Below are 25,827 nucleotides of genomic sequence, written 5' to 3'. Positions count from 1 at the left end.
AGCCTGAATCAGTATAGCGGCACGGCAACGCGCAGGCGCAATCCGGCGGGACCGTTGCGGATGATCGTCAGCGATCCGCCATGCGCCTCGGCAAGGTTGCGAACGATCGAGAGACCCAGCCCCGCGCCGCCCGTGTCGCGGCTGCGCGAAGTTTCGCCCCGCACGAAAGGCTCGCCAAAGGTTTCGGTCACATCGGGCGGCAGTCCGGGGCCGTCATCCTCGACATCGACGCAGGCCATGCCATCTGCAATCAGGGGCGTGACCCGCGCGGCATGTCCGTATTTCACCGCATTTTCAATCAGGTTGCCGATCATGCGGCGCAGGGCCAGCAGATCGCCAAGGACCGGCATGGCGGGCGGGCTGCCATGCAGGGTGACGGGCATCCCGGCCCGGTCCTCGACCTCGCGCCGGGCGATGTCGGACAGGTCCAGCAACTCCTCGACCAGATCGCCCGCACCGACACGAGAGGCCAGCAGCGCGTCGTTCAAAAGCTGGATCATGTCTTCGATGTCGCGCACGGCGCGGGCACGCTGGTCGGGATCGGGGATCGCCTCGACCCGCAGGCGCAGGCGCGTGGCATAGGTCCGCACGTCATGCGAAATGCCCGCAACCAGCACAAAGCGGGCGCGCAACAGCCGGGACAGCCGCGTCTGCAGCCGGTCAAAGGCCCGGATCAGCCGGGCCAGTTCGGGGCTTTTGCGGCGCGGATCGGGCAGCACGGCGGGCGCGCCCGTCAGATCGACCCGATCGACTGCCCGCGAAAGCCCCGCCAAAGGGCGCAGTTCCAGATACATCGCGATCAGCGCGATCAGTGCGATGGCCGTGCCGATCAGCCCCGCGACCAGCCCCAGCGGCGCACCAAAGGGCGTCGTCACCAGATCAGCCATGCGCCGGATCACCAGCGTCTCGTGCTTGGGCAAGGGGATGCGCAGCTCAATCACCTCGCGCCTGCCCCAGCCGACGCGGGGCACGGTGGTGGCCGGATAGTCGGCCATGAAACGCAGCGCCTGAAAATCCCTGTCCGGCAGGGCCGCGCGATAGGCCTGCATCAGACGTTCATCCAGACGGCGGGCCTGTGGCGTGGGTGCAGCGCCGGGCGGATCGATGCGCACCTGCTGGTTCGGGCCGTTCAGCGCCGCCAGCAGCGCGGCGCGTCCGGCGGGCGGGGTCCGCGTCACCGTATCGACGATGCCCGCGACCTGCGCGGGCAGCGGTCGAAAGGTCAGGATGCGGCTGTCGCTGGGACTATAGCCCGCCAGCAGCACGCCCAGCCAGACCAGCAGCAGCATCACCACCGCCAACAGCCCCAGACGGCGGGCAAGGGTCAGCGCCATCATGCAGCAAGCGGCTGCACGGGCACGGTCAGCAGATAGCCGCCATTGCGCACCGTGGCGATCAGCGCCGTGCCGGGGCTGGCCGCATCCAGCTTGCGACGCAGACGCGAGATCAGGACGTCGATCGTCCGGTCGAAGGGATCCGCGCTGCGCCCGCGCGTGCGGTCCAAAAGCTGTTCGCGCGTCAGCACGCGGCGCGGCTGGCTGACGAAACAGGCCAGCAGATCGAATTCGGCACTGGTCAGCGCCACCGCCACGCCGTCGCGGTCGTTCAACTGACGGGCGTCCAGATCAATGACAAAGCGGTCGAAACCATAGCAGCGCCGCGCGGCGGCCCCCGGTGCCTCCATCCGGGCGCGGCGCAGCAGGGCGCGGACGCGGGCCAGCAATTCGCGCGGGCTGAAGGGTTTGACCACGTAATCATCGGCCCCGATCTCCAGCCCGACCACGCGGTCGATTTCATCGCCGCGTGCGGTCAGCATCAGGATCGGCACATTGCTTTCCGCCCGCAGGCGGCGGCAGATCGACAGCCCGTCCTCGCCGGGCAGCATCAGGTCAAGGATGATCAGATCGGGCGGCTCGGACGCACGCAGGCGGTCCATCGTGGCGGCATCCTGCGCCTCGGTCGGGCGCAGGCCGTCATTGCGCAAAAGCGCCGCGACAAGGCTGCGGATTTCGGGATCGTCCTCGACCACAAGGATGGTTGCGCCGTTTTCCATGCGGCCATTCTGCGGCAGGCCGCCACGAAAGCAAGCACCAGAGGCCGGATTTTACCTGCCCGCAAGCCCCGTTCACAAAACGCAACAATTCGACGCGCGCCGTTCGAACCGGGTTCACCGCGCCCCGCTAGAACAGCCCCATGCCGGTCGGCGGGTTTCCCACCACGCCGCCCCGGCATGTTCCCAGCGGCCGGGCGTCTTTGCATGGCGCGTCCGGCCGGGGGCATCGCCGCGATGGGGTGCCGCAAGTCGCGGGCTCACGGTTCCTTGCCGGGCGCTTCGGCCCGCATCGCGGCGATGTTCCGACCAATGACAGTTGAAAGGACAGACGCATGAACCGATACGGCCTTATCTTGCTGGCTTTGACCAGCGCGACCCCGGCACTGGCGCAGCAAAAGCTGACGCGGGACGAGGCGCTGGCGATCAAGGCGAACTGCACACAGGATGTCAGGACGCTTTGCCCCGGCATCCGCCCCGGCGATGGTGAACTGATGGCCTGCATCCAAGCGCAGGAATCGCAGCTTTCGCAGCCCTGCACCACCACGCTGGACGCGATCCGCGCCGCCAAGGCGGAATAGGGCATGCCGACCCCCATCCTGCGCAGGCGGGATGCGGGGTCGGTGCCTGCCAAGGTGATCCATGACGCATGAACCCAGACAAGCGCGCGGCCACCGCCTGCGCAACATCCTGATCCTGCTGCTGCTTTTCGGCGGAGCGGTCGCCCTGACCGTTGCGGTCCGCCCCGGTGATGCGCCGCCCGAAACCAAGGTCGCGCCGCCGATTATTCAGGTGGCCCGCCCCCTGTCCCGGCCCGTGCCGCGCTATCTGCACGCGACCGGCTGGGCCGATGCGCTGGCCCGTGTCACCGTGACCGCGCGGGTCAAGGGTGCGCTGCGGTCGGTCGAATATCGCGACGGCGCATCGGTGCAGGCGGGTCAGCCCCTGTTCCGCATCGAGGACGATCTTTACCGCGCGCAGGTGGCACAGGCCGAAGCCAGCGTGGCCGAGGCGAACGCCGCACTTGTTCAGGCGCAGCGCGATTACGACCGCCAGCGCCGTCTGGTCGAAACCTCGGCTGCGGCGCGCGCCACGGCCGAGGACGCGCAGACCCGCCGCGATGCGGCCCGCGCCCAGCTTGACGCGGCAAAAGCCACGCTGGACACCGCGCGCATCGATCTGGGCTATACCACCGTCACCGCACCTTTTTCGGGCGTCGTCACCGCGCATAGGCAGGATGTCGGCGCGCTGGTCGGCGTCGAGGGCGCGACCGAACTGGCCGAAATCATGGTGCTGGACCCCGTTCACGTCACCTTCGCGATCCCCGAAACAGAAATGCTGCGCATCCGCGCCGCGCTGCGCGGCCAGCAGATGCCCGATCTTGCCGCCATCACGGTGCAGGCCGGGACGCAGATCGACGCGGATTTTCCCCTGACCGGGCGGCTGGACTATGCCGCGCCCGCGACCTCGACCGATTCCGGCACGCTGGAATTGCGGGCGGTGTTCGACAATCCCGACCGCGCGCTTGTGCCGGGCATGTTCCTGCGCCTGCGCATCCCGCTGGACCGCCAGCCCGCGCTGATGGTCCCGGTCGCGGCCGTGGGAACCGATCAGCAGGGCCGATATGTGCTGGCCGTGGGCCCGGAAAACAGGCTTGAGCGGCGCGCCGTCACGTTGCTGGAAAAGACCGGCGATCTGCAGCCCGTGACCGGGGCGCTTGCCGAAACCGATCTGGTCGCGGCCAACGTCCTTGCGGGTGTGGCCGCAGGCCAGCAGATCGCGCCGCAGGAAAGATAGACCCATGTTCTCGCGCTTTTTCATTCAGCATCCGGTGCTGGCCAATACCATCGCGCTTGTCACCCTGCTGATCGGCATTGTCGCCGTGCTGCAACTGCCCGTGGCGCAATATCCCAATGTCGTGCCGCCGACCGTGCAGGTCACCGCGCGTTTTCCCGGCAGCAGCGCCAAGGCGGTGATGGAGACCGTGGGCCTGCCCATCGAGCGGCAGGTGAATGGCGTGCAGGGGATGCTTTACATGCAATCCACCAGCGCCAGCGATGGCAGCTATAACCTGACCGTCACATTCGACATCGGCACCGACCCCGATCAGGCGCAGATCCTGGTGCAGAACCGCGTGGCCGCAGCGCAGGCGCAATTGCCCGCCGCCGTGCAAACGCAGGGCGTGAACGTGCGCAAGCGTTCGACCTCGATCCTGGCTTTCGCGGCGCTGAATTCGGCGGATGACCGCTATGACAGCCTGTTCCTGTCGAACTATGCCAAGATCAACATGGTCGATTCTCTGGCCCGCGTGCCGGGGGTGGGCGATGTCACGATCTTCGGGGCGGGCGATTACGCGATGCGGGTCTGGCTGGACCCCGACCGCCTGCAATCCCTTGGCCTGACGCCTGCAGACGTTTCGCGCGCCATCGAAAGCCAAAGCCAGACCGCATCCGGCGGCCAGATCGGCCAGCCCCCCGTCGCCAGCGGGCAGGGCTTTCAGACCGTGCTGGATATTCAGGGCCGCCTGTCCGAACTGACCGAGTTTGAAAATATCGCCGTCAAGACCGACCCCGACACGCAGGCCGTGGTCCGGCTGGGCGATGTGGCCCGGATCGAGCTTGGCTCGAAATCCTATGGGCAGGTGTTCCGGTTGAACGGCCGCCCCTCGGCCGCGATTGCGATCAGCCAACTTCCCGAAGCGAACGCGCTGGAGGTCTATGCGGCGGTCGAGGCCGAGATCGACCGGCTGGCACAGGACTTTCCCGAAGGCCTGAGCTATTCGATCCCCTTCAACACCACCGAATTCGTCGATGCCTCGGTCCACACGGTCTACAAGACGCTGATCGAGGCATGTCTGATCGTGCTGGGCGTCATCTTGCTGTTCCTGCAGGACTGGCGGGCGATGCTGGTGCCTGCGACCACCGTGCCCGTGACGCTGGTCGGCGCTTTCGCCGCCATGGCCGCGATGGGGTTCACGATCAACATGTCCACGCTTTTCGCGCTGGTGCTGGCCATCGGCATCGTCGTCGATGATGCCATCGTCATCGTCGAGGGCACGGCGCGGCATCTGGAGGACGGGCTGGACGGCCCCGCCGCCGCCGAAACGGCGATGGGGGAACTGTTCGGCCCGATCATCGGCATCACGCTGGTCCTGATCGCGGTGTTTCTGCCCGCCGCGTTCCTGCCGGGGCTGACCGGCCAGCTATACCAGCAATTCGCGCTGGTCATCGCCGCGACCGCGCTGATCAGCGCCGTCAACGCGGTGACGCTGAAGCCCGTGCAGGCCGCCTTGTGGATGCGCCCCATCAAGCCGGTGGCGCAGCGCAACATCGTCTATCGCCTGTTCGAGCGTGGCTTTACCCGTCTGGAAAACGGCTACGCATGGTTGCTGGGCCGGTTGCTGCGCTGGCGCTGGGTGGTGACGGGGGCCGCGCTTTTGCTGGTGGCGCTGGCCTTTGCCGGGCTGTCGCGCGTGCCCGCAGGCTTTCTGCCGCCCGAGGATCAGGGCTATTTCGTGGTGACCGCGCAACTGCCGCCCGGCGCATCGCTGGAACGCAGCGACACGACCCTGCGCGAAATTCAGACGCGGCTGCAAGACATCCCCGAGGTCGAAAACGTCATCACCGTCGCGGGCGTGTCGCTGATGGATGCCAATGCGCCCGTCTCTCATGCCGGGATGGCCTATGTCGTGTTGAAGCCGTGGGACGAACGCAAGGAACGCGGCTTTCTGGAAACCTATCAGGCGCTGTCTGGCGCGTTGCATGGCCTGTCCGACGGAACCGCGACCGTGCTGCCGCCGCCGCCCATTCAGGGGATCGGCAATACCGGCGGCTTTACCATGGCGGTCGAGCTGACCGATGGCAGCGCCGATTTCGCGCGCCTGACCGCCGCTGCCCGCCAGATCACGACCCGCGCGCTCGAAGACCCGCGCATCCAGATGGCACAGGTCAACGCCAATACGGAAACGCCGCAGATGTCCGTGCAAATCGACCGCACCAAGGCCGCGAATTTCGGCGTTGCGACCGATGACATCTTCGGCGCGCTGTCGGGCTATCTGGGCGCGTCCTATGTCAACCAGTTCACCCGTTTCGGGCAGACCTTTCAGGTCTATCTGCAGGCCGATGGCGATTACCGCGACCGGATCGCGGAAATCGCGCGGCTGCGCGTGCCCAATGCGGCGGGCAATCAGGTTCCGCTGGGCAGCCTGATCACCATGTCCGAGGCGGTGGGACCATCGCTGATCTCGCTATACAATCTGCATCCTGCGGTGACGATCAGCGGGCGGGGCGCTGCCGATATAGGCTCGGGCGAGGCGATGGCGATCATGGAACAGATCGCCGCCGAAACCCTGCCCCCCGGCATGGCCACGGAATGGACCGCCATGTCCTATCAGGAGGAGGTCGCGGGCGGGCAGATCTACATCGCCTTTGGTCTGGCGCTGCTGCTGGTCTATTTCGTGCTGGCCGCGCAATATGAAAGCTGGCTGGGGCCGGTGCCGGTGATCCTGTCCGTGCCTTTGGCTTTGGCGGGGACCGTGGCGGTGATGCTGCCACTGGGGCTGCAAAACACGCTATATACCCAGATCGGGCTGATCCTGCTGATCGCTTTGGCCGCCAAGAATGCCATCCTGATCGTCGAATTCGCGCGGGATCTGCGCATCAGGCAGGGGGCGGGGCTGATGGATGCCGCGCTGACCGCAGGGCGGCTGCGCTTTCGCCCGATCCTGATGACCTCGTTGGCGTTCATCCTTGGCATGGTGCCTTTGGTGCTGGCGACGGGCGCGGGTGCGAATGCCAGCCGGTCGATCGGCATATCGGTCGTGTCGGGCATGGCGATTTCGACTGTGCTGTCGATCTTTGTGGTGCCCGCGATGTTTCTGATCGTGCGGGTGATCGAGGAACGATTGGCCGCACCCAGGAACCGGGCGGCATCAGCGGGCTAGCCCATATCGGGCCGCCCCCCACCTCGCGCCCGGATCACGAGGTCGTGCCCAGCTTTACGTCGCAATTGTCATCTGGCAGCGCTACAATTCGACTGTAATCGCACCCGCCTGATCGTGACCGAACCCGCCGTTTTCAGGACGCGGGTTTCCAGAAGCCATGGGGACCAGATGACAGCCATGCAATCCACCCGTCGCCGCTTTCTGTCCATGGGCAGCGCGTTCACCGGCGCCGCAGCCATCGCCGGGACGACCGGTCTTATCCGCCCGGCCGTGGCGCAGGGGCTTGCACCGACGCCGACCATGCGCGGGGGCAGGAATAATTACCTGCCCGGCGCGCCGATCGTCCAGCGGATCGGCGGCGGCGGTTTCTGGATGACCGGCACGGTGCGTCGCGCGGGCGACGGTGCGCCCCTTTCCGGCATCCGCATCCAGATCTGGGCCCATACCACCGAAGGGCGCGAACGTGATCCCCAAAGTCAGGGCGCGACGCTGACGGCTGCGGACGGCTCGTTCCGGCTGGAGATGCCGCAGATCGTGCCCGTCTTCGGCCAGCCGCATGGGCATCTGGCCTATGACAGCGGCGATTTCGAAACGGTCTTTCTGCGGCCCGTCATGTCAAGCGCCCGCGATACCACGTTGAGCGCGGATTTCGTTCTGCAGCCGGCCTGATCTTGCTGGATCGTTTGCGCAGAAACCTGCTTTGGCCGCTGCTTGCAGCTGCGATAGCGGTGCCGCTGGCAGTTGCAGCAACCAGTCCGCTGCTGGAATGGCGTGATCCCGTCTATATCGCCGCCGGGCTGGCGGGGGTGCTGGCCCTTGCCATTCTGCTGATCCAGCCCCTGCTGGCGGCGGGCTATCTGCCTGGTCTGCCCCGGCCACGCGGGCGGCGCCTGCATCGCTGGATCGGCGCGGCGCTGATCCTGTGCGTCGTCGTCCATGTCGGCGGCCTTTGGCTGACCAGCCCGCCCGATGTGATCGACGCCTTGCTGTTCGCCTCTCCGACGCCGTTTTCGGTCTGGGGTGTCGTTGCGATGTGGGCGTTGTTCGCGGCAGCGCTGATGGCCGCATTGCGGCGCCCGCTGCGGATGCGACCGGGCATCTGGCGGCTTGGCCATACCGCGCTGGTGTCGCTGACCGTGATCTGCACCGCCCTGCACGCAATGCTGATCGAGGGAACCATGGGAACGGCATCAAAGGCCGCCCTGTGCGCGCTGGCCATCGCCGCAACCGCCAAGGCCGTCATCGACCTGCGATCATATGCCGTGCTGAAACGCCGCGACCGTTGACGCAGCGTCAGTTTGGGCGGGGCGCTGATCCCTGACCGCCCTGCCCCGATTTTCTTACGCTTTAGGCAGGTGGCAATAATGCCCGCCGCATGTTTAAAGACGTTTCATGCATTTACATTTGTTAGAAGTTTCAGGGTCCTATGAAAGCCGTGACAAGCTTAGACCGCGTTTATCAATTTGCCCCCGATCGCGCCGATCAGGCGCTTGCCGATCTGAACCGCAGGCTTGAACGCCGCGGCAGGACCGCGATTTCCCCGCAGGAGGGCACGTGGTTTTACGACTACTCGATCGGGATCGGTGGGGATTGTGCGGAAAACGGTAACATCTGGGCCGCGCTGGCCGTCGAGGCGGATGGCCTGACGGGATATGCGCCGCTGTCGGACCTGCGCCAGCCCCTGCCCCCCGACCGCATCCCGCCCGAGATCCGTTCGGCACGTGTCCCGCCCGTCGTCGCGCGCGAAACGACCGACCATATCGCCGCCGTGCCCTATCGCCAGCTGGATGGCAACATCGCCACTTTGCTGGTCCATGCGGGCTACAGCTTCAAGAAAACCCGCTATGTGCTTGGCTTTGTCGAGGGCGAGCCGAAACCGGAAACCGCTGTGACGATCTATCGCAAAGCCAGCGGCGCGGTGATCTATGCGGGACGGATGCAGGGCGAAGGGCAGAAACGGTTTACCGCCACGCCCGAAGGCGGCACCTTTACCTATCAGAACAAGCGCATGACGCGGATGACCGCGGCCGAGATCGCCGGAATGTTCAACGCCGCCTGACCGGCACGCAGGCGCGCGGCCCCGTGTCAGATGATGCTGAGATTGCGGGCCATGATGATGGCTTCGGCGGTGGTCCTGGCCCCCAGCCGCTCTCGTGCCGAGGCAAGGCGGGCGCGTATGGCGGCCTCGGATATGCCCAGCTCATGGGCTGCCAATGCCTGCGACTTGCCCGTGGCGATCAGGCTTAGCGCCTGCCGCGCGCGGGGCGTTATGTCGCGGTCCGTCCGGTCGTGAAGCCGCGTCGTGGCCGAACGAAGCCACTTCACCTCATCGGCGGCAAAGGCGCGGTCGTCGCGGGCAAAGCTGGCGATGGTGCGCGCACCGATCGGCCCCATGGCAAATGTGACGCCATGCGCCAGACCGTGACGCGCCGCATCGGCAAATATGCCCGCGCTGTCCAGTTCGGCCAGCTCATGCCAATGGGCCGTGCCGATGTTTTCATAGGCCCACCCGACCGTCGGATCGCGCAGAAGATAGGACATGGCCGCATAGCGTTGCTGCCACAGCGCGGGATAGGCATTATACACCTTGTCCGCGCCGCCTTTGCCGATGCGGATACCGATGTAATACCCAGCGGTCGCCAGTAATGAGATTGCGCGTAAATCGCTATCGACTGAAAATCTCATTACTAAACCTTTGATATGGAGCATGTCTCCTAGCCAGCAAGACCCGTATAGATTGTCGAATTTTCAACAATTTCGCGCCAAACACGAGATAAACGGTTCACTTCGCAACCTCCGGTAGCGTCCCCTGCCCGCCCGCAGGCGCGGCAAGGCGCGGCGCTATATCAGCCGGTGCGCAATCGACAGCGCCACGGCCTGCGGACGGGTCTGCGCGTGCAGTTTGTTCATCGCCCCCGTGATGCGCTTTTTCACCGCCGATTCCGAGATTTCCAGCGATGCGGCGATATCGCCCTGCGCCAGACCGTCGCGCAGATACCGGATCGCTTCGATCTCGGCCTCGGACAGAATCGGGCGGGACTGCTCAAGCGTATCGACCCAAAAGTGAAAGGTCGCGCCCAGCACATCCATTTCGCCATCGGTCAATTCCCGATCGCTGCGCGCCACGGTCATGAAGCTGACGGTCAGCTTGTCCACCCGGCGGGTGAATGCCGCGCCGTATTTCAGACCGAAACGGCTTGCCCCCTCCATCACGCCGCGCACGTCGATGATCTGCGACATCTCGGACCAGCGGGTCGAGCGGAACTCGCGCATATGCGGTTTGCAGATCCAGAAAACCACCGGATCGCAGACCTGATAAAGATTGCTTTGATACTTGTTGATCCAGGCCTGCGGATAGCGGCTTTCAAAATGCATCGGCCCCGACCAGTTGTAGCGATGCGCAAAAGTCCAGCCAGATTTGGCAATGTCTGCGATGCGCTGCACGTTCTCGTCATATGAGGGGATAAGTGTTGGGAGCATCGGGATTAATCCTTGCACGTGTCTTTTCGGCCTGTCCCATAAGACACCCTGAAAGGATTATACTTCTCATTTTTGCTTGCCCAGCCCTAACTTAAACTGAGCTAGGAGACAGGTATGCGAGGGAAGAAACCGCGAGTACTGGCCGTTGCCAAGTTTACAAGGGATATGGCCGACAGCCTGACCCGCCATTTTGATGATTTTTCGGTTGATGGCATCGTAAGTGTCGAGGTTGTCGAGCATCGCGGCTTGTTCCTCTCCCGTCCGCCAGAGATCAGGGCCTTTCTGGGCCGCGCATCGCTGGCGGACGGCCTGGACGCCGATGTGGAAACCCCGCCCCCCGGCGCAGCAAGGCATTAGCCGCATGACGAATGCAGCACAAAGCGCGCCCTGCGATTATCAGGTATCGGTCCTGCGGTTTCCCGAAGACGTTCCCCGGTGGAATCTGGTGCATGGTTTTCTGGCCTATCGAAAACAGATCTTCGTCGATCGCATGGAGTGGGATCTGCACAATCACGAAGGCATCGAGTTCGAGCAATATGACGCCCCGAACCAGACGATCTATGTCATCGCGCATCGCGACGGGGTGATCATCGGCGGCGCACGTCTGCGCCGCACCGATGCCGAGTTCGGACAGGGCGCGATCCGCTATTCCTACATGATCCGCGATGCCTGCCGGGGGTTGCTGGACGGTATGCCCACGGACCTGTGTTGGAACACTCCTCCGGTTGATCGCGATGTCTGGGAACTGACCCGCTTTGCCGCCGATCAGGAACCGGGACTGGCCGAGGCGATCCTGCGCGCCGCAAACGACTTTATCCATGGCAAGGGGGGCTTTGACTGCCTGTTTCTGGGTCCGCCAGCATTTATGCGAATGGCAAAGAAACTGGGATGGGCACCCGAAGCGCTGGGTCCGATCAGCGGCAACCATGACGGGCGTTTTCTGGCCTTCAAATGCGCGGTCATGCCGCCTGCCGCGAACTGATCCGTTTTCGCGTTCAACAAATGGTAAGCCTGATTTGCCCCGATTGCTGTCGAAACTATACTTGGATAGGTTATGGCAGAATCGTGATGGAGGATGCTGATTTTCGTCCCCTGATTCCCCAGGCGGGAAGCCGGAACCGACAGGTTTCTTTGTCATAGCGTTGGGCAGACGCTGCTGCTTTGCCCCCTGCAAAAATCAATACAAGCTTGACTGATACGGGCCGTTTTTCCGTGTAACCGTGTGGTTCGTTGTGCCCTTGGAACCGCATTTTTGACTTAGTATCGCCTTGTGTTGGTCCCTTTAGGAAAGGGATGACGAATTTGATTACTGTGTCCACGTTCGATCAGGCCAACATTGCGCTTGTCGCATTGTCGCCGTGCTATACCGATGACGGCACCCAGATCGAGCCCGGCCCCATCGAATTCGAAGGCAGCGATGTCGCGCCGCTGATCAAGGCCATGAAAGAAACCCGCCTGCTTGAAAAGCTGGTCGCGGGTGGTTTCGGCTTTCAGCGTTTCGTGCGCCCCGTCGATGGCAAGGCCGCATTCCGGGCGTTCACGCAGCCCGTCATCGGCGAGGAAATCGTCCGGCTTGCACCGTCAAGCGAACATGACAAAGCCCTGATCCGGTCTTGGCCGCAGGGTCAGGATGCCTATGTCGCGGTAGAGTTCGTCATTGCCGATATGGCCGATGCCGATCACCGTGATCGGGCGCCGCGCGGCACCAGCCGGCTGACGCGAGATAGCTGACCACGCTGGCAATCGGCTGAGTGCAACCTATACTTTAGGATAGGTGCTTCAGCTGATCCATGACGGTCGCCATGGCAACGGCCTGCGTCGTGTTCGTGGCACCCAGCTTGGCATGAATCTGCTTCAGCCTTGCCTTGATCGTGGGCAGGCTGACATTCAGCTTTGCCGCGACCTCGGTCTGGGAAAGGCCGTCGCGCAGCAGGAACAGCACGGCACGTTCGTTCGGGGTCAGCCCGGCATCATTGTCCAGCAGGTTCGACCAAAGCGTGAATTTCGCCGACATCTCGGACATCTCTGCATCTAGAAACTCGCGATCCTTGCGAGAGACGGACAGAAACGACTGCTTGCCGCCGATTTTGCTTTGGAAGGCCGCACCATAGACCAGGCCGTGGCTGCGCGCGGCGGCCAGAATGTTCAGTTCATCCGGGATGGTGATTTCCGACCAGCGGATCATGCTGTCACTGGTCTGTGCGATCCATTTCCAGACCGGGTCATGCTGGAATGTCGGCCCCTGACCATAGATCTCTTGCCATTTTTTCGGGAAGGTATTGTCCATCAGCTTGGGGCCGAACGGCGTCAGGTTGAACGCCAGAACCCATCCGGACGGGGCAAAGGCGGACAGCCTTGCTGCCTCGGCGTCATAGTTCGGGATGAATGCGCGGATCACCGACTGCTCCCTGTTCAGCTGTCGTGAAACTTATGGATTATTCTAAAGTATATTTTCAACCCCAAGGGGCTAGCCAGATCGACCGAATCCTGTAGTTCAGTCTGCGTTCAGGCACGGAAAACCATTTACCGCAGAAAGCCAAGCTTCGCAGGATCGTCCAGATTTCCCGGCAACAGGCTATGATTTGCCAGAGGTTTAGACGGTCTTTCCAAAGCGCCGACCTGCGGAACGTGGCCCGGCGCCCGGCGCGTGTTTCATCGTCTATGCCATCATTGGCTTGGTTATTGTCGGGGTAAATTACGGTCTCTGACGTCCGAACGGCGTTCGGTGTCAGGTCTGGGATCTGACCTGACGTGTTAGAGGGAATTTCATGAAAGCCGCAAATTTCGAAACCGTAAGCCATGTCGTGCCAACAGTTGCTGACGACGACCTGAGTATCCGGATATTGCAGCTTCCGGGCGACGCCCCGCACTGGCAGTTGGTCATGAGATTTCTGGAACTGCGCAAGCAGGTCTTTGTCAATGACATGAAATGGCAGTTGTTTCACGACGAGGGCATCGAGTTCGAACAATACGACACCATCGGCACCATCTATATCATCGCGCATCGCGGCGAAAAGGTCGTCGGAGGCGCCCGGCTGAAGCGCACGGACTGCCTGATCGGCCATGGCAAATACGTCTATACCTACATGATCCGCGATGCGTGCTACGACCTGCTGCCCGGAATGCCCAACAATCTGTGCTATGACGAACCCCCGGTTGACCATGACATCTGGGAACTGACGCGGTTCACCGTATCGGGAGAGCCGGGCGTCGCTCCCGAAATCCTCAAACGGACCAATGCCTATCTGCACGGTCTGCAGGGCAAGGCATGTCTGTTCCTGGGCCCGCCCGCCTTTATGCGCATGGCCAAGAAGCTTGGATTCATGCCCGAACCGCTGGGCCCGATTTCCGGAAATGAGGACGGCAGGTTCCTTGCCTTCAAATGCGCGGTCATTCCGCCGGAGCTGGTCCCCTGATGCTTTGATCGCCGCAGGGCCCCTGCCCTGCCTGCTACCCGATGCGATAAGGCTTGGCGGCAAAATGGCCGCCGAGCCGGCAAGGCGTGTTCCGCATTCGTTCCAACACTGCCCGGCGGCCAAGCAGCTGGCCAGGCATTCCCCCTGCCCTTTCGGTAAGCATCCGGGATGGATCGAAAACATAAAGCTAGCTTAGATAGCAAAATGACGGTATTTGGTGGCGTAGAAATCAGCCCTGAATCGCCGATCTGTGGTTCTGGCCAACATTCCCGAAACGATGGTTGTGTGACCTATGGCGGCTGATGCCCCATGGGTTCATTCGCCATGCCGATGCATCATGAGTAATACCGTGCACCAGAACAGCTTGATTACCAAATGGCAGGAATGCGAGGACGCCGTTCAGGCCAAGATCAAAGAGGCGACGTTGGCCGCTGGGCTGAACCGGCGTTATTCGGATGATTGCATGCGTCTGATCGTGCCGTTGATCATGAAAAAGTTTTTGGAAAGCCACAGCTATGCAGACCGCAGCAAGCCGTCCCCTGCCCCCAGCGTGACCGACTCTGCCGCGAGCCACAGACAGCTCCGGGGCTGATGGCATCGGGATCACCACAATAGTTCACAGCTGTGAACCTGTTTGGCGGATCATCAAAGCCACCGAAAACTCATGTCGCGCTGCCTTTTTCGCCAGCTCCCTTAGATATGCACCGGGCACCCGTATCTGCGAGAATCGTTGAAGGATCGCCGCCAAGGTAACCGCCGCTACGACATGACCCATGTTGTCGATAGCGGCCCTCCAGGCCGAGGCGCAGATACCCATCATCGGGCGAACCTCCTCGGCAGCGCGGACCAAGGTTTGCCAGTCCTGAACTGGCTGGGAAGCGAATTGCTGAATCTGATCGCAAGTCGCAATGACCTCGGCAAATTCCAGATCGGCATCACCGCCCGATTTTTCTCCGCCACTTTCAGATTCAGGAATATATTTATCTTTACTGTATTGGTGCTGCTCATTTTGGATGTCAGCGGTGCTCGTATCATCTGCGATACGCAGGTTTTCCACAGCTTGCGACAGCGCAGCATCCAGCGCCTCTAGCTGTGCGATGGTCAGTTTCCGGCGCAAGGCTTTCGTCACCAAGGCAATCAATTCAGCCGTTTCGGTGTCCTGAGACAGCGACAGCAGATCGCGGCGCATCAGGCTAAGCTGTTCGCGCAGGTTACGTATCCGCAGCTGGTCGCTGCGCACGGTATTGGCGATGGCGGTGATCTCGGCAAAGCGGCACGCCAGGGGCGTCAGGTCAAAGCCGTAAGCCTGACCTTCGCGGCGGCAATGCCGTTTGCCATTCGGACTGTCGCGGCGCGCAATCAGGCCGGTCTCGACCAGCTTCGCGATATGACGCCGCATGGTGGAACAGGGCATCCCATTCAGCCGCTCGCAGATGGTCGCATTCGAGGGGAATACGACCAGCTTTGTCGGGTCGTCCAGCTTGGTGCCGGGGTGAAAGCTCAGCAAGCCCTGCAGGACCGCCAGATCGCGGTCAGACAGGCCGAAATGCGTGCGTGCGACGGCCAGTTCACGCAAAGCGTCCCATTTATCGACGGCATGTGCGGGCAGGGCGCGCGACATTTGACGCTGCACAGGCGCAGCATCCATCGCACGCCGGAATGACGTGATCGGCTGATAGAACATTTTTTATCACGAAGACAAAGAAATCCCGTTCTGCGAATCGCGATGGACTTGCAGATGCCGCGTCAACCGACTACCCTGGATTTGCTAAGATCGAAGGGGTCTCGTGAGGTGTATGCTTTGCGGGACCTTTTCTTTGGCTTGTCCGTGCCTCCTGTATGGTTTCGACTGCTCTCTCCTCAGCGCCTCTTGTAGCGGGCGTGAAGCTCTTCAAGGGCGGGGCCGGCATGTTCCAGCAGCCATTCCGCCCAATTCTCATCCGTTGTCTGCAGGTCCAGCCGCAGCCCGTCCTTTGTCCGTGTCAGCCGCGCCACGCTGTCCTGATCCAGCGTCACCTTGCGCGTTTCACGGCGCGGTGTGGGCAGCATCAACGCCTTTCGTAAACGAAGGCTTACCGCATCGAACGCAGCAACCGACGGATCGGCAACATCCGCCGCTGTATTGGCGCGGGTCTGCATGGCCAGATCGATCAGCTCCGGCTGGGGCAGGGGGCTGGCCTGCAGGTCTTTGACCAGCGATTCCCACCGCGGTCTGCCAATGCCATGCGCGGGACCGATCGCGCTGGCCAGATCGCGGCCGACCGCGCGGGATACCGAAAGCGCCATCGAGATCGCGGATTTCGTCAGGTTCAACACCTCGGCTACTTCGGCCTGCGTGCCGAAATCCGTGTCCATAAGCTCTTGGGCGAACAGCGCCTTTTCGATAAAGCTAAGATCGCGCCTGCCCGTGTTTTCAGAGGCTTGCGCCATAATGGCCGCACGGTCGTCCATGGCTGCGATCATGGCGCGCACCTTGCCCACATGGCTTGATCCGCGCACGGCCTCAAGCCGGCGGCGGCCATAGACCAGCTGATATCGGTCCGCCCGCACCGGGTCGCGCCGCACAAGGATCGGCACGGTTTGCCCCACCGCTTCGATCGAGGCGCGCAGATCGGCCACATCGGCCGGGTCCAGACGGTCGGCGCTGCGGTCGTCGGTGATCGTGTCCGGGTCCAGATCCCAGATACGGTGCGTATCGACCGCATCACGGGCCGAACGCAGTGCGCGGTTTGCCATCATGGGGGCCGCAGGGGCTGCGCCCGCCATATTGTCCAGCATCGACATGCGGCGTTTCTTGCCGTCGCTCATCCGCGCCTCCAGGTCTTTTGGATCAGGGCCGCGATTTCGTCATTCACGGCATTCAGGCTTTCCACCGCCCGGTCATAGGTTGATCGGGTGAATGCGCTGCGGTCCACCTCGTAAAGCGTCTGCTTGGTCAGTCCGGCGTCCGAAATTGCGGTGGATTTCAGCATCGGCGCATTCAGCACGTTTTCGCCATACATCGTGCGCAGGAACGCGACGATCCGGTTTTGCGGCGCGTCCGAGGGTTCATATCTGGTCAGCAGGTATCGCATCCAGTCATGCGACATGTCGGCGCCGCTATCCGCGATGACGTCCATCAGATCGGCCGTCATCCGCAGGAACTGGCTCATGGACATCACATCCAGCATTTCGGGATGGATGGTGACCAGCACCCCTGTTGCCGCAGACAGCGCCGACATGGTCAGAAAGCCCAGTTGCGGCGGGCAGTCGATCACCACCACGTCGTAATCCGCATCGACCTGAGCCAGCGCGTCGCGCACCCGAAAGAAAAACAGCCCGGCATTTCCCTGCGCCAAGGCGCGCGGGGTTTCGTGCTCGAACTCCATCAGCTCCAGATTGCCGGGAATCAGGTCCAGATTCGGGATATAGGTCTTGCGGATCACCGATCGGATTGGGGCGGGCGAATCGTAACGGATGGCGTCGTAAAGCGTCCCGCCTTCGGGCAGGTCGAATTCCGGCTGCACGCCATGCAGCGCCGTCATCGACGCCTGCGGGTCAAGATCGATCGCCAGCACGCGGTATCCGGTCAGCGCCAGTCGCTGTGCCAGATGGGCCGAGGTCGTGGTCTTGCCCGAGCCGCCCTTGAAATTCATCACGCCGATGATCTGCAGATGGTCGCCATCACGGCGTCCGGGCAGATAGTCCCCCGGTTTTCGCGCTGTCTTTTCAAGCAGTTCGCGCAAGTCCTGCAAATCCTGGGCCGAATACAGGCGGCGGTTTCCGGCGGTGGTTTCGGGCGACGGGCCCTTGCCGTCCAGATGCAGCTTGCGCAGATAGCTGTCGTTCACGCCCAGCAGGGCGGCAGCCTCGCCCGAGGTGAACTTGCGCATCTGCTTTTGTGCATCGGGTGGGAACAACGATTCACGCTGTGCCAACAGTTGCTTGGCAAGCGCCTCGGAATGTTGCCTGATGACCGAGTTGAGATCCTCGGTGAAAAGGTCGGATGTCATTCTGCCCGCTCCGCGTGTTCACGCTTTTTGTCGTTTGGATGGTATTTTTCGTGACTATTGCGCAACCCCATTCGACTCGCAAGCTTTTTCGGTCCGGGCAGGCTTGGGGTCGGGCGGCGTTTCCAATATGTTTGAAATCAATGCCGCGTTTCGCGATATGGCCGTAATTTTCCAATACATTGGAAATTCCTTGCCTGCCCTGCAGAAATCGGCGATATTTCCAATATATTGAAAACGGATGGCCATGGCCGATACGCTCGCGCTTAGACTTGGCGGATTGATCCGCGACACACGCCGCGCCCAAGGGTTGCGGCTGGTTGATCTGTCGCGCCTAAGCGGCGTCGCGCTGGCCACGCTTTCCGATCTGGAAAACGGCACACGCGACACGCGGCTGTCATCCTATCAGCGGGTGTTCGATGCTTTGGGGATCGATGCAGCCACGCTTTCGCCCGCGCCGGGCACCGATGACGGCACCAAAGGCTATGACCTGGGCGAGGCGCTGTGAAAATCCCCGTCTTTTACGACCGTTTCGAAATCGGACAGCTGGACGTGGACGGGCAGGGGGCGGTGTCATTTGCATATGATCCGCGTTGGCAGGCGGCGGCAGGGGCCTTTCCCGTTTCCTTGACGATGCCGCTGTCACGCCGCGACCACGCGCCCGAACTGGTGCATCCGTGGATCGCCAACCTGCTGCCCGAGGAAAGCCAGCTTGCCACCCTTGCCCGCCGTCTGGGCGTGGCGCGCGGCGATACCGTGGCAATCCTGCGCGAAATCGGCGGCGATACGGCCGGGGCGCTGTCCTTTTCCGCACCGTCGCTTCGCGAGGCGTGGGACTGGCTGCCCCTCACGCGGCATTACCAGACGGACGACCCCGAACTGGCCTTGGTGCGCCATTTCAACGACTTGCGCCAGCGCCCCTTTCTGATCGGAGAGGATGGCGTCCGCCTGTCGCTGGCGGGCGGCCAGCAGAAATCGGCGCTGGCGGTTCTTGGGCCGGACGGTCCCCGCCTGGGTTTGCCCGCGCCGGGCGACCGGCTGGTGATCCCCCGCAACGGTGCGCCCTCGACCGTCATCATCAAGCCCGACAATGCCAATCTGCCCGGCATCGTCGAGAATGAGGCCTATTGCCTGACCCTTGCCCGCCTGATCGGCATTCCCGCCGCGCCTGTCGCCATCGAAAGGGCAGGGGACCGCAGCGCCCTGATCGTCGCGCGATATGACCGGGCGCTGCGCGCCGACGCCACGATCCGCCGTCTGCATCAGGAGGATCTGGCACAGGTCCGCGCCATTGCGCCGGAACGCAAATATGAACGTGGCACGTTGCCCGGACCGTCGCTGAACGATCTGCTGACGGTCGGCAGCCCCGACTGGCGCGAGGCTTTCCATGCGGATGCGACCCTTGGCGGGGCGGAACGCGCGCGCCTGCTGGATCAGGTGATCTTCAACATTCTGGTCGCGAATACTGACGCCCATGCCAAGAACTATTCGCTGCTGTTGGACGGCACGCCGCGACTGGCGCCGCTTTACGATGTCTCGACCGTGCTGGGGTGGGATCACGTGAACCAGTACCACGCCCAGAACATTGCGGGGCGCAAGCGCAAGCCCGGCGACATTGCGCGCCGCCACTGGGATGCGATCGCCGAAAACGCCGGACTGAACCCCCGGCAACTGCGCCTGCGCGTGCAGGAACTGATCGACGGCATCGTCCATCATGGCCACGCCGCCGCGCGTCTGGTCAGCGAAAATCCGGCCGCCAGTCGCCCGATGGTCGAACATTTCCGCGACTTGATCGAGGTCAACGCGCTGCGCATCGCCGGTCGTCTGCACGACTGATACGCCGCTGTCGATGTGATCCGCAAAATCGTCAGGAAACGCGGATAATATCGGCTGCGCCTTGGCGTATTGATCTTAGCCGGAAACCCGCCTGACGCGCCTTTTCCGGTCGCAAATGCGCCCGTCATCATCGTCGGAGAAATAGCTTGCACAGTGGGCCCGCAGCACGGCCCGTTGCCGTTCAGCCCGGTGCCAGTTGCTCATAGCCATAGGCCATGTTCAGCAGCGCCGGTTCCGACCACAGCCTGCCAAGAAAGATCAGCCCGAACGGCGCCCCCGAGGCATAGCAGCCTGCCGGGATCGTTACCGCCGGGATGCCTGCGATGTTCAGCTCGCCCACCGTGGTTTCCCGGATCGCAAGCCCTGAATGCAGGTCGGGCAATTCGCATTGCATCTGGGGATAGACAAGGCCGTCAAGCGCGTGATTTGCAAAGACCTGATCTATCAGCCGCAGATAGACCGCCTTGAGTGCCGCGAAGGTGGGCAGGGCAGGCGGCGTTTCCGGGTCTGAAAGGGCGGCGGCAAAATCGGGCAGCTCGTGCAGATAGCCAAGGATTGCCCCTTTCGCCAGAACGTCATGGGCTGCCGTGGCCTTTATGAATTCGTGCCAGTTGCGGATCGCGGCATTCGGCCCAAGGCGGCGCAGGTAACAGGTCATGTCGTGGGGCAGGGATTCCAGCCCACGCCCGTCGAAATGCGGCGTGCCGGGGGTGATCTGGCGGTGTGTGCTGAAATCGGTTCCGGCAAACGGGTCCTCGATCAGGATTGCGCCCGCCGCCCGCAATTGCTGCTGCGCCTGTTCATAAAGCGCGCGCGTTTCGTCGCAAAGCGCATCCTTGCGCCAGCCCGGACCGTAAAGCCCCAATCGCTTGCCCCGCAGCGCGTCGGGCGACAGCCCAGCCGCAAAGCCGCCAGCCGGAATCTGGCCGACCGATGCCAACGTCTTGGGGTCTTCGTTCGAAAAACCCGAAATGGCGTCAAGGCAGACCGCGGCGTCCCGGACATTGCGGGCAATCGGCCCGACCACATCGCGATTGGACGACAGCGGCACAACGCCGGTGTTCGGGACCAGCCCGATGGTCGGCTTGATGCCCACAAGCCCCTGCGCCGCCGCCGGGTTCTGGATCGAGCCGCCGGTCTCCTCGGCCAGACCCAGCACGCATAGATGCGCGGCGACCGCTGTGGCCGTGCCCGCGCTGGACCCGCCGGGCAGGCGGTCGGGCATGGCGGCGTTCAGCGTGGGCCCGGCCCAGCTGTCATTGGCGTGGCTGCCGGTCCAGCTAAGGATGGGGATATTCGTCTTGCCCAGAATGACCGCGCCTGCGGCCTTCATCCGGGCGGCGACCGGCGCGTCGCGTTCCGGCATCAGGTCGATGCCGCCGGTGCCTGAATACAAAAGCGACCAGCCCGCCGTGGTCGGGAACCCCACCATGTCGATGGAATCCTTGATGACCACCGGCACGCCCGCCAGCGGCCCCAGCACCTCGCCCGCCGCGCGGCGACGGTCGATGTCGCGTGCCTGATCCAAGGCCGAGGGATCGGCAAAGATGATCGCGTTCAAATGCCCGTTCACCGCCTTGATCCGCGCCAGACAGGCGCGGGTCAGGTCTTCGGCGGTGAACAGGCTCTGGTCGAACGCGGCATGGATGCCCGCGACCGTCAGGCCGGGCAGATCGTCCAATGAGGCGGGCTTATCCATGATCCCGCCCTTACTTCGCAATGCCGACGATGGATTTCAGGACCGATGCGCCCAGCGTGTATTTCGGGTCCACCATATTGCCCAACCGCACGCGCCCGCATTGGGTCAGCAGCATATAGGCGTCGATTTCATCGAAGCCGAAATCGGCGGCCAGCCAGCGGATCAATTCGCGATAGGCACCGCGCGCCGCGTCCTCCATCGGGCGCGAGGAACCGACGGTCATGTAGAAATCCGCGTTCTCAAGCCGGGGCGTGCGAATGGTCCAGCCTTTGATCAGATCGACGCGGACGGTGGTGACGGTCGGGTGTTCAATGGCAACGCCGCACAGCTCGCCATCGCCCTGCGCGGCATGGCAATCGCCCAGAAACAGAAAGCCGCCCTCGGCCTGCACCGGCAGATAGACCACGGCGCCGGGCGCCACGTCCGGCAGGTCCATGTTGCCGCCATAGTAGTCGGGCACCAGCGAGCTGATCGCCTCGATCTGCGGGGCCGTGCCGATGGTGCCGATAAAGGGTTCATAGGGCAGCGTGATGCGGTCGTTCCAGACCGTGCCTTCCTCGGCGGTGATGTTGACCTTGCGCACGCGCTCGGGCAGCGGCGCGGTCAACAGCGCAGTGTCGGCGGTGGGAACCAGCCCACCGAATTCCGGCATGATGACGGTGGTGCCGCGCGGCTGCGGCCCACGCGGCACGATGCTTTCGATATAGACGGCGACGGTATCGCCCTTTTCCGCGCCATTGATCCAGATCGGGCCGTTCTGCGGGTTCAGGAACGGAAAGTTCAGGATTTCCGAAGGCTTGTCGCTTTCCGACCGGATCGCGCCTTCGAAAGCGTCATGGGTTTCGCAGGTCACGACCGTGCCGGGGTCGATGCGCAGCTTGGGCGTGATCGCGGCGCTGTAGACATAGGGGTAATCGCCCTGCTCCGCCTCGGTCAGCGAGGCTTCGGCCCGCGTCTCGCCACGGGCTATGGCCTTGCGGGCCATGATGCTGTCGTCAAACCAGCTCATTGGATGGTTCCTTTTCATGTCGGGTTCAGACGGAAAGATAGCTGCGCAGCCGGTCCTGATCGTCCAGATCGGCGCGGGTCAGCGAAGCGGTGATGCGGCCCTTGTCCATGACGTAGCAGCGCTGTGCCATGGCGCGGATCATGTCCAGGTTCTGTTCGACAAAGACCACGCCAAGCCCGGTGCGGGCGTTGAGATCGACCATGATGCGGGCGATGCCCTGGACGATATTGGGCTGTATGCCCTCGGACGGTTCGTCCAGCAGGACCATGGACGGCCCGCCCATCAGCACCCGACCGATGGCAAGCTGCTGCTGCTGGCCGCCCGACAGGGTTCCGGCGCGTTGGGAGGCGCGTTCCTGCAGGATCGGGAAATGGCCGTGGACCTGTTCCAGCATCCCGTCGATCTTGCGCCCCGATATGGACTGCCCGACCAGCAGGTTTTCCAGAACCGTCATGCGCGGGAACACGTCCCGGCCCTGCGGCACATAGCCGATGCCCAGCCGGGCGCGGCGATGGGCCGACAGGTTGTCGATCTGTTGGCCGCGCAGGTGGACGGTGCCGCGCTGGTTCGGCAATAGCCCGATCAGCGTCTTCATCAGCGTCGATTTTCCAACGCCGTTGCGGCCGATGATGGCGACGATCTCGCCCTCATTCACGTGGAAATCGACGCCTTGCAGCACGGGCTTGCCGCCGTAGCCGCCATTCAGACCGGTGACTTGCAACAGGGGGGTGTCAGGCATCGACCTCTCCCAGATAGATTTTCGCGACGCGGGGATCGGCGGTGATCTGGTCGATGCTGCCTTGGGCGAAGACCTTGCCCAGATGCAGCACCGTCACGCGCTGCGCGATCTGCCGGACAAAGGCCATGTCATGTTCGACGGCCAGCAGCGTCATCCCTTCGGCGTTCAACTGCTTCAGCATTTCGCCCGTCGCGTGGGTTTCGTCGGGCGTCATCCCGGCGGTCGGTTCGTCCAGCAGCAAAAGCCGGGGTTTCAGCCCGATCGCCATGCCGATTTCCAGCCATTGCTTTTGCCCGTGGCTAAGGTTGCCGGCCAGTTGTGCCTGCGCATGGGACAGGTTCAGGAATTCCAGCAGCCGGTCGATTTCTTCCGCCAGCAGACGCGGATCGACATGGTGTTGCAGCGCGATGACCAGATTTTGCCGCACGCTGAGTTCCTTGAAGATGCCGGGCACCTGAAACTTGACGCTGATGCCCTGACGGATGCGCTGAAAGGGCTTGGCACGGGTGATGTCCTGATCCTGAAACAGGATCTGGCCGCTATCGGGCAGGTGTTCACCAAGGATCAGCCGGAAAAAGGTGCTTTTCCCGGCGCCGTTCGGGCCGATCAGGCAGTGCATTTCCCCCGCGTCCAGCGCGAAATCCACATTGCCGGTGACGTGCAGGCCGCCGAAGCGCTTGTTCAACTGGCGGGTTTCAAGGATGTGCGTCATCAGCGTGCCTCCTTGCGGCGGGTCAGGCGCATCGCGCCTTCGACCAGCGCCATGACGATGCCGCGCGGTGCGACCAGCACGGTCACGACCAGCAGCGCGCCCATGACGACCAGCGCATATTGGCTGCCGTGGATGGTCAGCATCTGAAAGACGATCAGCACCAGCAGCGTGCCGACCAGCGTCGTGGTCAGATCGCCCCGCCCGCCGACCGCGACCCAGACAATGGGCAGTGCCGCCGCCGTCATCCCCATCGAGGCTGGGGTGATGTAATTCCCCCACGATGTGTAAAGCACCCCCGACAGCCCCGCCAAAGCCGAGCCGATGACAAAGGCCATCAGCTGATAGCGGCGAATGTCATAGCCCAGCATTTCCGCCCGCAAAGGGTTTTCGCGGATCGCGACCAGCACATTGCCAAAGCGCGAATTGACCAGAATGCGCAGGCCCAGATAGATCACGACCAGCAACGCCAGCGTCAGGTAGTAAAGCGGCAGATCGGGATATAGCACGATGGGACCACCCGGCCACGGGATCGTCAGCGACGGCATCCCGCCCATGCCGTTGAACCCGTTCAGCCGCGCCGCCCCGATGGCCCATTCCGGCCCGGCGGTCTGGGCCATGAAGCGTTCCAAGACCAGCGTGACGGACAAGGACACGATGCCCAGAAACACGCCGTTGATGCGGCCATAGAACATGAAATAGCCCAGCACCGCGGCGAACAGCGCGCTGCACGCCACCGCCAGCACCAGCGAGAACAGCGTTAGCCCATAGGCGTCGCCCAGATTGATCGTCAGGACGCCATAGCAATAGGCGGCCACGCCAAAGAATGCGGTCTGCCCAAAGCTTAAGCTGCCGCCATAGCCCCAGATCAGGCTAAGCCCCAGCGCCATGAACAGCCAGTTGAAGAAATAGACGTTGTTGCCCACGTCATAGCTGTCGGCGAACATCGGATAGGCGCAGGCCAGCGCCAGCACCACGGCGAACCCGGCCCAGAAGCGGCGGCCACGGCCCAAGGTCTGCGGCCCTTGGATCAGGGCCAGCGTGCGGCGCAGGGGGGAGGCGTTGTCCATGTCAGCCCCTTTCCCGCAGGATCTTGCCGCTGATGCCGCGCGGCAGGATGCGGATCACGATGATGACCGCGATCAGCAGGCCGATCTGTCCGGCCAACTGCCCCTGCCACGAGGTCAGCCCGGCCTTGATGACCGCAAGGATCAGCGCCGCAGGTGCGGTGCCAAGGAAGATGTCCGCGCCGCCGACGACGACGGTGACGAACGCCTCGACCATGAAGGACGCGCCCATGGTGGGAACCAGCGTCATCGTGGGGGCGTATAGCCCGCCCGCCAGCCCGGCCAGTGCCGCGCCAAGGCCGAAGGTCACGCTATAGACAAGGTTGGTGTTGACGCCCAACGCCTCGGCCACATGCGGCACCTGGATCGTGGCGCGCGACAAAAGGCCAAAGCGGGTGCGGGTGAACATCAGCCACAGCACGGCCAGCGTGGCCACGGCCGACAGCATCAGGATGATGCGATAGACGGAATAGGAATAGCCCCCCACCACGAAGCTGCCAAAGGGCGTGCCGACGCCCTGCATCGACGGCCCCAGCAGGATCAGCATCCCCTGCGTCACGATCATGGAAATGCCCCAAGTCGCGACGATGGTGTCCAAGGGGCGCTGGTAAAGCCGCCGGATCACCAGCAGCTCGACGATCATGCCCGCAATCCCCGCGCAGGCCGCGCCCAGCAGGATCGCCAGTGGCATCGGCACGCCCGCATGGGCGGCGCGGGTCGAAACATAGGCGCCGCACATGATGAATTCGCCATGCGCCAGATTGATCACGCCCATCATGCCAAAGATGACGGCCAGACCGCAGGCGCTAAGCACCAGAAAGGCAAAGGCATCGCCGAACTGGTAAAGGAAACTGAAAACAAGGTTGAGGCTGTCCACCATCCATCCCTTCT

The 25,827-nt window shown here is 63.1% G+C and carries 27 protein-coding genes; 13 read left to right on the top strand and 14 right to left on the bottom strand.

Features of this window, described 5'->3' with window-relative positions:
• Positions 1-8 precede the first annotated feature (8 nt).
• Both FN835_RS17095 and FN835_RS17090 read right to left on the bottom strand, forming a co-directional pair.
• A complete protein-coding gene (locus FN835_RS17095) occupies positions 9-1,337 on the bottom strand; it encodes a sensor histidine kinase (protein ID WP_142664448.1) in 1,329 nt (442 codons plus the stop codon).
• A complete protein-coding gene (locus FN835_RS17090; RefSeq protein ID WP_142664447.1) occupies positions 1,334-2,053 on the bottom strand; it encodes a response regulator in 720 nt (239 codons plus the stop codon). The genes FN835_RS17095 and FN835_RS17090 overlap by 4 nt, the downstream gene beginning before the upstream one ends.
• Before the next feature lie 332 nt (positions 2,054-2,385).
• On the opposite strand from FN835_RS17090, the gene FN835_RS17085 reads away from it, so the two are divergent.
• The 6 genes from FN835_RS17085 to FN835_RS17060 all read left to right on the top strand — a co-directional run bounded on the left by FN835_RS17085 (position 2,386) and on the right by FN835_RS17060 (position 9,051).
• A complete protein-coding gene (locus FN835_RS17085; RefSeq protein WP_142664446.1) occupies positions 2,386-2,631 on the top strand; it encodes a hypothetical protein in 246 nt (81 codons plus the stop codon).
• A gap of 61 nt (positions 2,632-2,692) precedes the next feature.
• Positions 2,693-3,847, top strand: coding sequence for an efflux RND transporter periplasmic adaptor subunit (locus tag FN835_RS17080; protein ID WP_142664445.1), 1,155 nt, complete (start codon positions 2,693-2,695; stop codon positions 3,845-3,847).
• 4 nt (positions 3,848-3,851) lie between these two features.
• Entirely contained in the window at positions 3,852-6,992 is a 3,141-nt protein-coding gene (locus FN835_RS17075; protein WP_142664444.1) for an efflux RND transporter permease subunit, read from the top strand.
• Between the two features lie 168 nt (positions 6,993-7,160).
• Positions 7,161-7,661, top strand: a complete 501-nt coding sequence (locus tag FN835_RS17070; RefSeq protein WP_142664443.1) for a peptidase associated/transthyretin-like domain-containing protein — start codon at positions 7,161-7,163, stop codon at positions 7,659-7,661.
• A 59-nt stretch (positions 7,662-7,720) separates the two neighbouring features.
• Positions 7,721-8,278 carry a ferric reductase-like transmembrane domain-containing protein gene (locus tag FN835_RS17065; RefSeq protein WP_246098784.1) on the top strand — a complete coding sequence of 186 codons (558 nt, stop codon included), beginning with the start codon at positions 7,721-7,723 and terminating at the stop codon, positions 8,276-8,278.
• Positions 8,279-8,418: 140 nt separating this feature from the next.
• A complete protein-coding gene (locus FN835_RS17060; protein WP_142664442.1) occupies positions 8,419-9,051 on the top strand; it encodes a hypothetical protein in 633 nt (210 codons plus the stop codon).
• Between the two features lie 26 nt (positions 9,052-9,077).
• Here FN835_RS17060 and FN835_RS17055 read toward each other — a convergent pair whose 3' ends face one another.
• Together FN835_RS17055 and FN835_RS17050 are read right to left on the bottom strand one after the other, a co-directional pair.
• On the bottom strand, positions 9,078-9,677 hold the full coding sequence (locus FN835_RS17055) for a helix-turn-helix transcriptional regulator (protein ID WP_185958732.1): 600 nt from the start codon (positions 9,675-9,677) through the stop codon (positions 9,078-9,080).
• A gap of 156 nt (positions 9,678-9,833) precedes the next feature.
• Complete coding sequence (locus FN835_RS17050) at positions 9,834-10,472, bottom strand: helix-turn-helix transcriptional regulator (protein WP_142664440.1); 639 nt, start codon at positions 10,470-10,472, stop codon at positions 9,834-9,836.
• Positions 10,473-10,637: 165 nt separating this feature from the next.
• On the opposite strand from FN835_RS17050, the gene FN835_RS17045 reads away from it, so the two are divergent.
• The 3 genes from FN835_RS17045 to FN835_RS17035 all read left to right on the top strand — a co-directional run bounded on the left by FN835_RS17045 (position 10,638) and on the right by FN835_RS17035 (position 12,203).
• Positions 10,638-10,829: a hypothetical protein gene (locus FN835_RS17045; RefSeq protein WP_185958731.1), complete on the top strand. Its 192-nt coding sequence runs from the start codon at positions 10,638-10,640 to the stop codon at positions 10,827-10,829.
• A 4-nt stretch (positions 10,830-10,833) separates the two neighbouring features.
• The gene (locus FN835_RS17040; RefSeq protein ID WP_185958730.1) at positions 10,834-11,454 is read left to right on the top strand and encodes an acyl-homoserine-lactone synthase; all 621 of its coding nucleotides are present in this window, start codon (positions 10,834-10,836) and stop codon (positions 11,452-11,454) included.
• Positions 11,455-11,765: 311 nt separating this feature from the next.
• Positions 11,766-12,203, top strand: a complete 438-nt coding sequence (locus tag FN835_RS17035; protein ID WP_142664437.1) for a hypothetical protein — start codon at positions 11,766-11,768, stop codon at positions 12,201-12,203.
• A gap of 34 nt (positions 12,204-12,237) precedes the next feature.
• On the opposite strand, the gene FN835_RS17030 is transcribed toward FN835_RS17035, so the two are convergent.
• A complete protein-coding gene (locus tag FN835_RS17030; protein WP_142664436.1) occupies positions 12,238-12,870 on the bottom strand; it encodes a helix-turn-helix transcriptional regulator in 633 nt (210 codons plus the stop codon).
• 370 nt (positions 12,871-13,240) lie between these two features.
• Here FN835_RS17030 and FN835_RS17025 point away from each other — a divergent pair, with 370 nt between their 5' ends.
• Positions 13,241-13,888, top strand: a complete 648-nt coding sequence (locus FN835_RS17025) for an acyl-homoserine-lactone synthase (RefSeq protein WP_142664435.1) — start codon at positions 13,241-13,243, stop codon at positions 13,886-13,888.
• Positions 13,889-14,225: 337 nt separating this feature from the next.
• On the top strand, positions 14,226-14,480 hold the full coding sequence (locus tag FN835_RS17020; RefSeq protein WP_142664434.1) for a hypothetical protein: 255 nt from the start codon (positions 14,226-14,228) through the stop codon (positions 14,478-14,480).
• Between the two features lie 24 nt (positions 14,481-14,504).
• On the opposite strand, the gene repC is transcribed toward FN835_RS17020, so the two are convergent.
• The 3 genes from repC to repA form a co-directional block, all read right to left on the bottom strand.
• Positions 14,505-15,572: a plasmid replication protein RepC gene (gene repC, locus FN835_RS17015; protein WP_142664433.1), complete on the bottom strand. Its 1,068-nt coding sequence runs from the start codon at positions 15,570-15,572 to the stop codon at positions 14,505-14,507.
• 176 nt (positions 15,573-15,748) lie between these two features.
• A complete protein-coding gene (repB, locus tag FN835_RS17010; protein WP_142664432.1) occupies positions 15,749-16,696 on the bottom strand; it encodes a plasmid partitioning protein RepB in 948 nt (315 codons plus the stop codon).
• Positions 16,693-17,880 carry a plasmid partitioning protein RepA gene (gene repA / locus FN835_RS17005; protein WP_142664431.1) on the bottom strand — a complete coding sequence of 396 codons (1,188 nt, stop codon included), beginning with the start codon at positions 17,878-17,880 and terminating at the stop codon, positions 16,693-16,695. The genes repB and repA overlap by 4 nt, the downstream gene beginning before the upstream one ends.
• 244 nt (positions 17,881-18,124) lie before the next feature.
• On the opposite strand from repA, the gene FN835_RS17000 reads away from it, so the two are divergent.
• Both FN835_RS17000 and FN835_RS16995 read left to right on the top strand, forming a co-directional pair.
• The gene (locus FN835_RS17000) at positions 18,125-18,385 is read left to right on the top strand and encodes a helix-turn-helix domain-containing protein (RefSeq protein WP_142664430.1); all 261 of its coding nucleotides are present in this window, start codon (positions 18,125-18,127) and stop codon (positions 18,383-18,385) included.
• Positions 18,382-19,713 carry a type II toxin-antitoxin system HipA family toxin gene (locus FN835_RS16995; RefSeq protein WP_142664429.1) on the top strand — a complete coding sequence of 444 codons (1,332 nt, stop codon included), beginning with the start codon at positions 18,382-18,384 and terminating at the stop codon, positions 19,711-19,713. The genes FN835_RS17000 and FN835_RS16995 overlap by 4 nt, the downstream gene beginning before the upstream one ends.
• Before the next feature lie 181 nt (positions 19,714-19,894).
• Here the strand turns inward: FN835_RS16995 and FN835_RS16990 are convergent, their stop codons facing one another.
• From FN835_RS16990 to FN835_RS16965, 6 genes are read right to left on the bottom strand one after another with little or no spacing between them, the layout of a single operon-like run.
• The gene (locus tag FN835_RS16990; RefSeq protein WP_142664428.1) at positions 19,895-21,412 is read right to left on the bottom strand and encodes an amidase; all 1,518 of its coding nucleotides are present in this window, start codon (positions 21,410-21,412) and stop codon (positions 19,895-19,897) included.
• 10 nt (positions 21,413-21,422) lie between these two features.
• On the bottom strand, positions 21,423-22,421 hold the full coding sequence (locus FN835_RS16985) for an acetamidase/formamidase family protein (RefSeq protein ID WP_142664427.1): 999 nt from the start codon (positions 22,419-22,421) through the stop codon (positions 21,423-21,425).
• Between the two features lie 25 nt (positions 22,422-22,446).
• Positions 22,447-23,160, bottom strand: a complete 714-nt coding sequence (locus FN835_RS16980) for an ABC transporter ATP-binding protein (RefSeq protein ID WP_142664426.1) — start codon at positions 23,158-23,160, stop codon at positions 22,447-22,449.
• Entirely contained in the window at positions 23,153-23,872 is a 720-nt protein-coding gene (locus tag FN835_RS16975) for an ABC transporter ATP-binding protein (RefSeq protein WP_142664425.1), read from the bottom strand. The genes FN835_RS16980 and FN835_RS16975 overlap by 8 nt, the downstream gene beginning before the upstream one ends.
• Positions 23,872-24,939: an ABC transporter permease subunit gene (locus FN835_RS16970; protein ID WP_142664424.1), complete on the bottom strand. Its 1,068-nt coding sequence runs from the start codon at positions 24,937-24,939 to the stop codon at positions 23,872-23,874. The genes FN835_RS16975 and FN835_RS16970 overlap by 1 nt, the downstream gene beginning before the upstream one ends.
• 1 nt (position 24,940) lies before the next feature.
• Positions 24,941-25,816, bottom strand: a complete 876-nt coding sequence (locus tag FN835_RS16965; protein ID WP_142664423.1) for an ABC transporter permease subunit — start codon at positions 25,814-25,816, stop codon at positions 24,941-24,943.
• Positions 25,817-25,827: the final 11 nt, after the last annotated feature.

Source organism: Paracoccus laeviglucosivorans, from assembly GCF_900182695.1.
GTDB classification, from domain to species: domain Bacteria; phylum Pseudomonadota; class Alphaproteobacteria; order Rhodobacterales; family Rhodobacteraceae; genus Paracoccus; species Paracoccus laeviglucosivorans.
The sequence above is the reverse complement of the archived record's forward strand: the minus strand, read 5'-3'. Positions and strand labels throughout refer to the sequence as shown.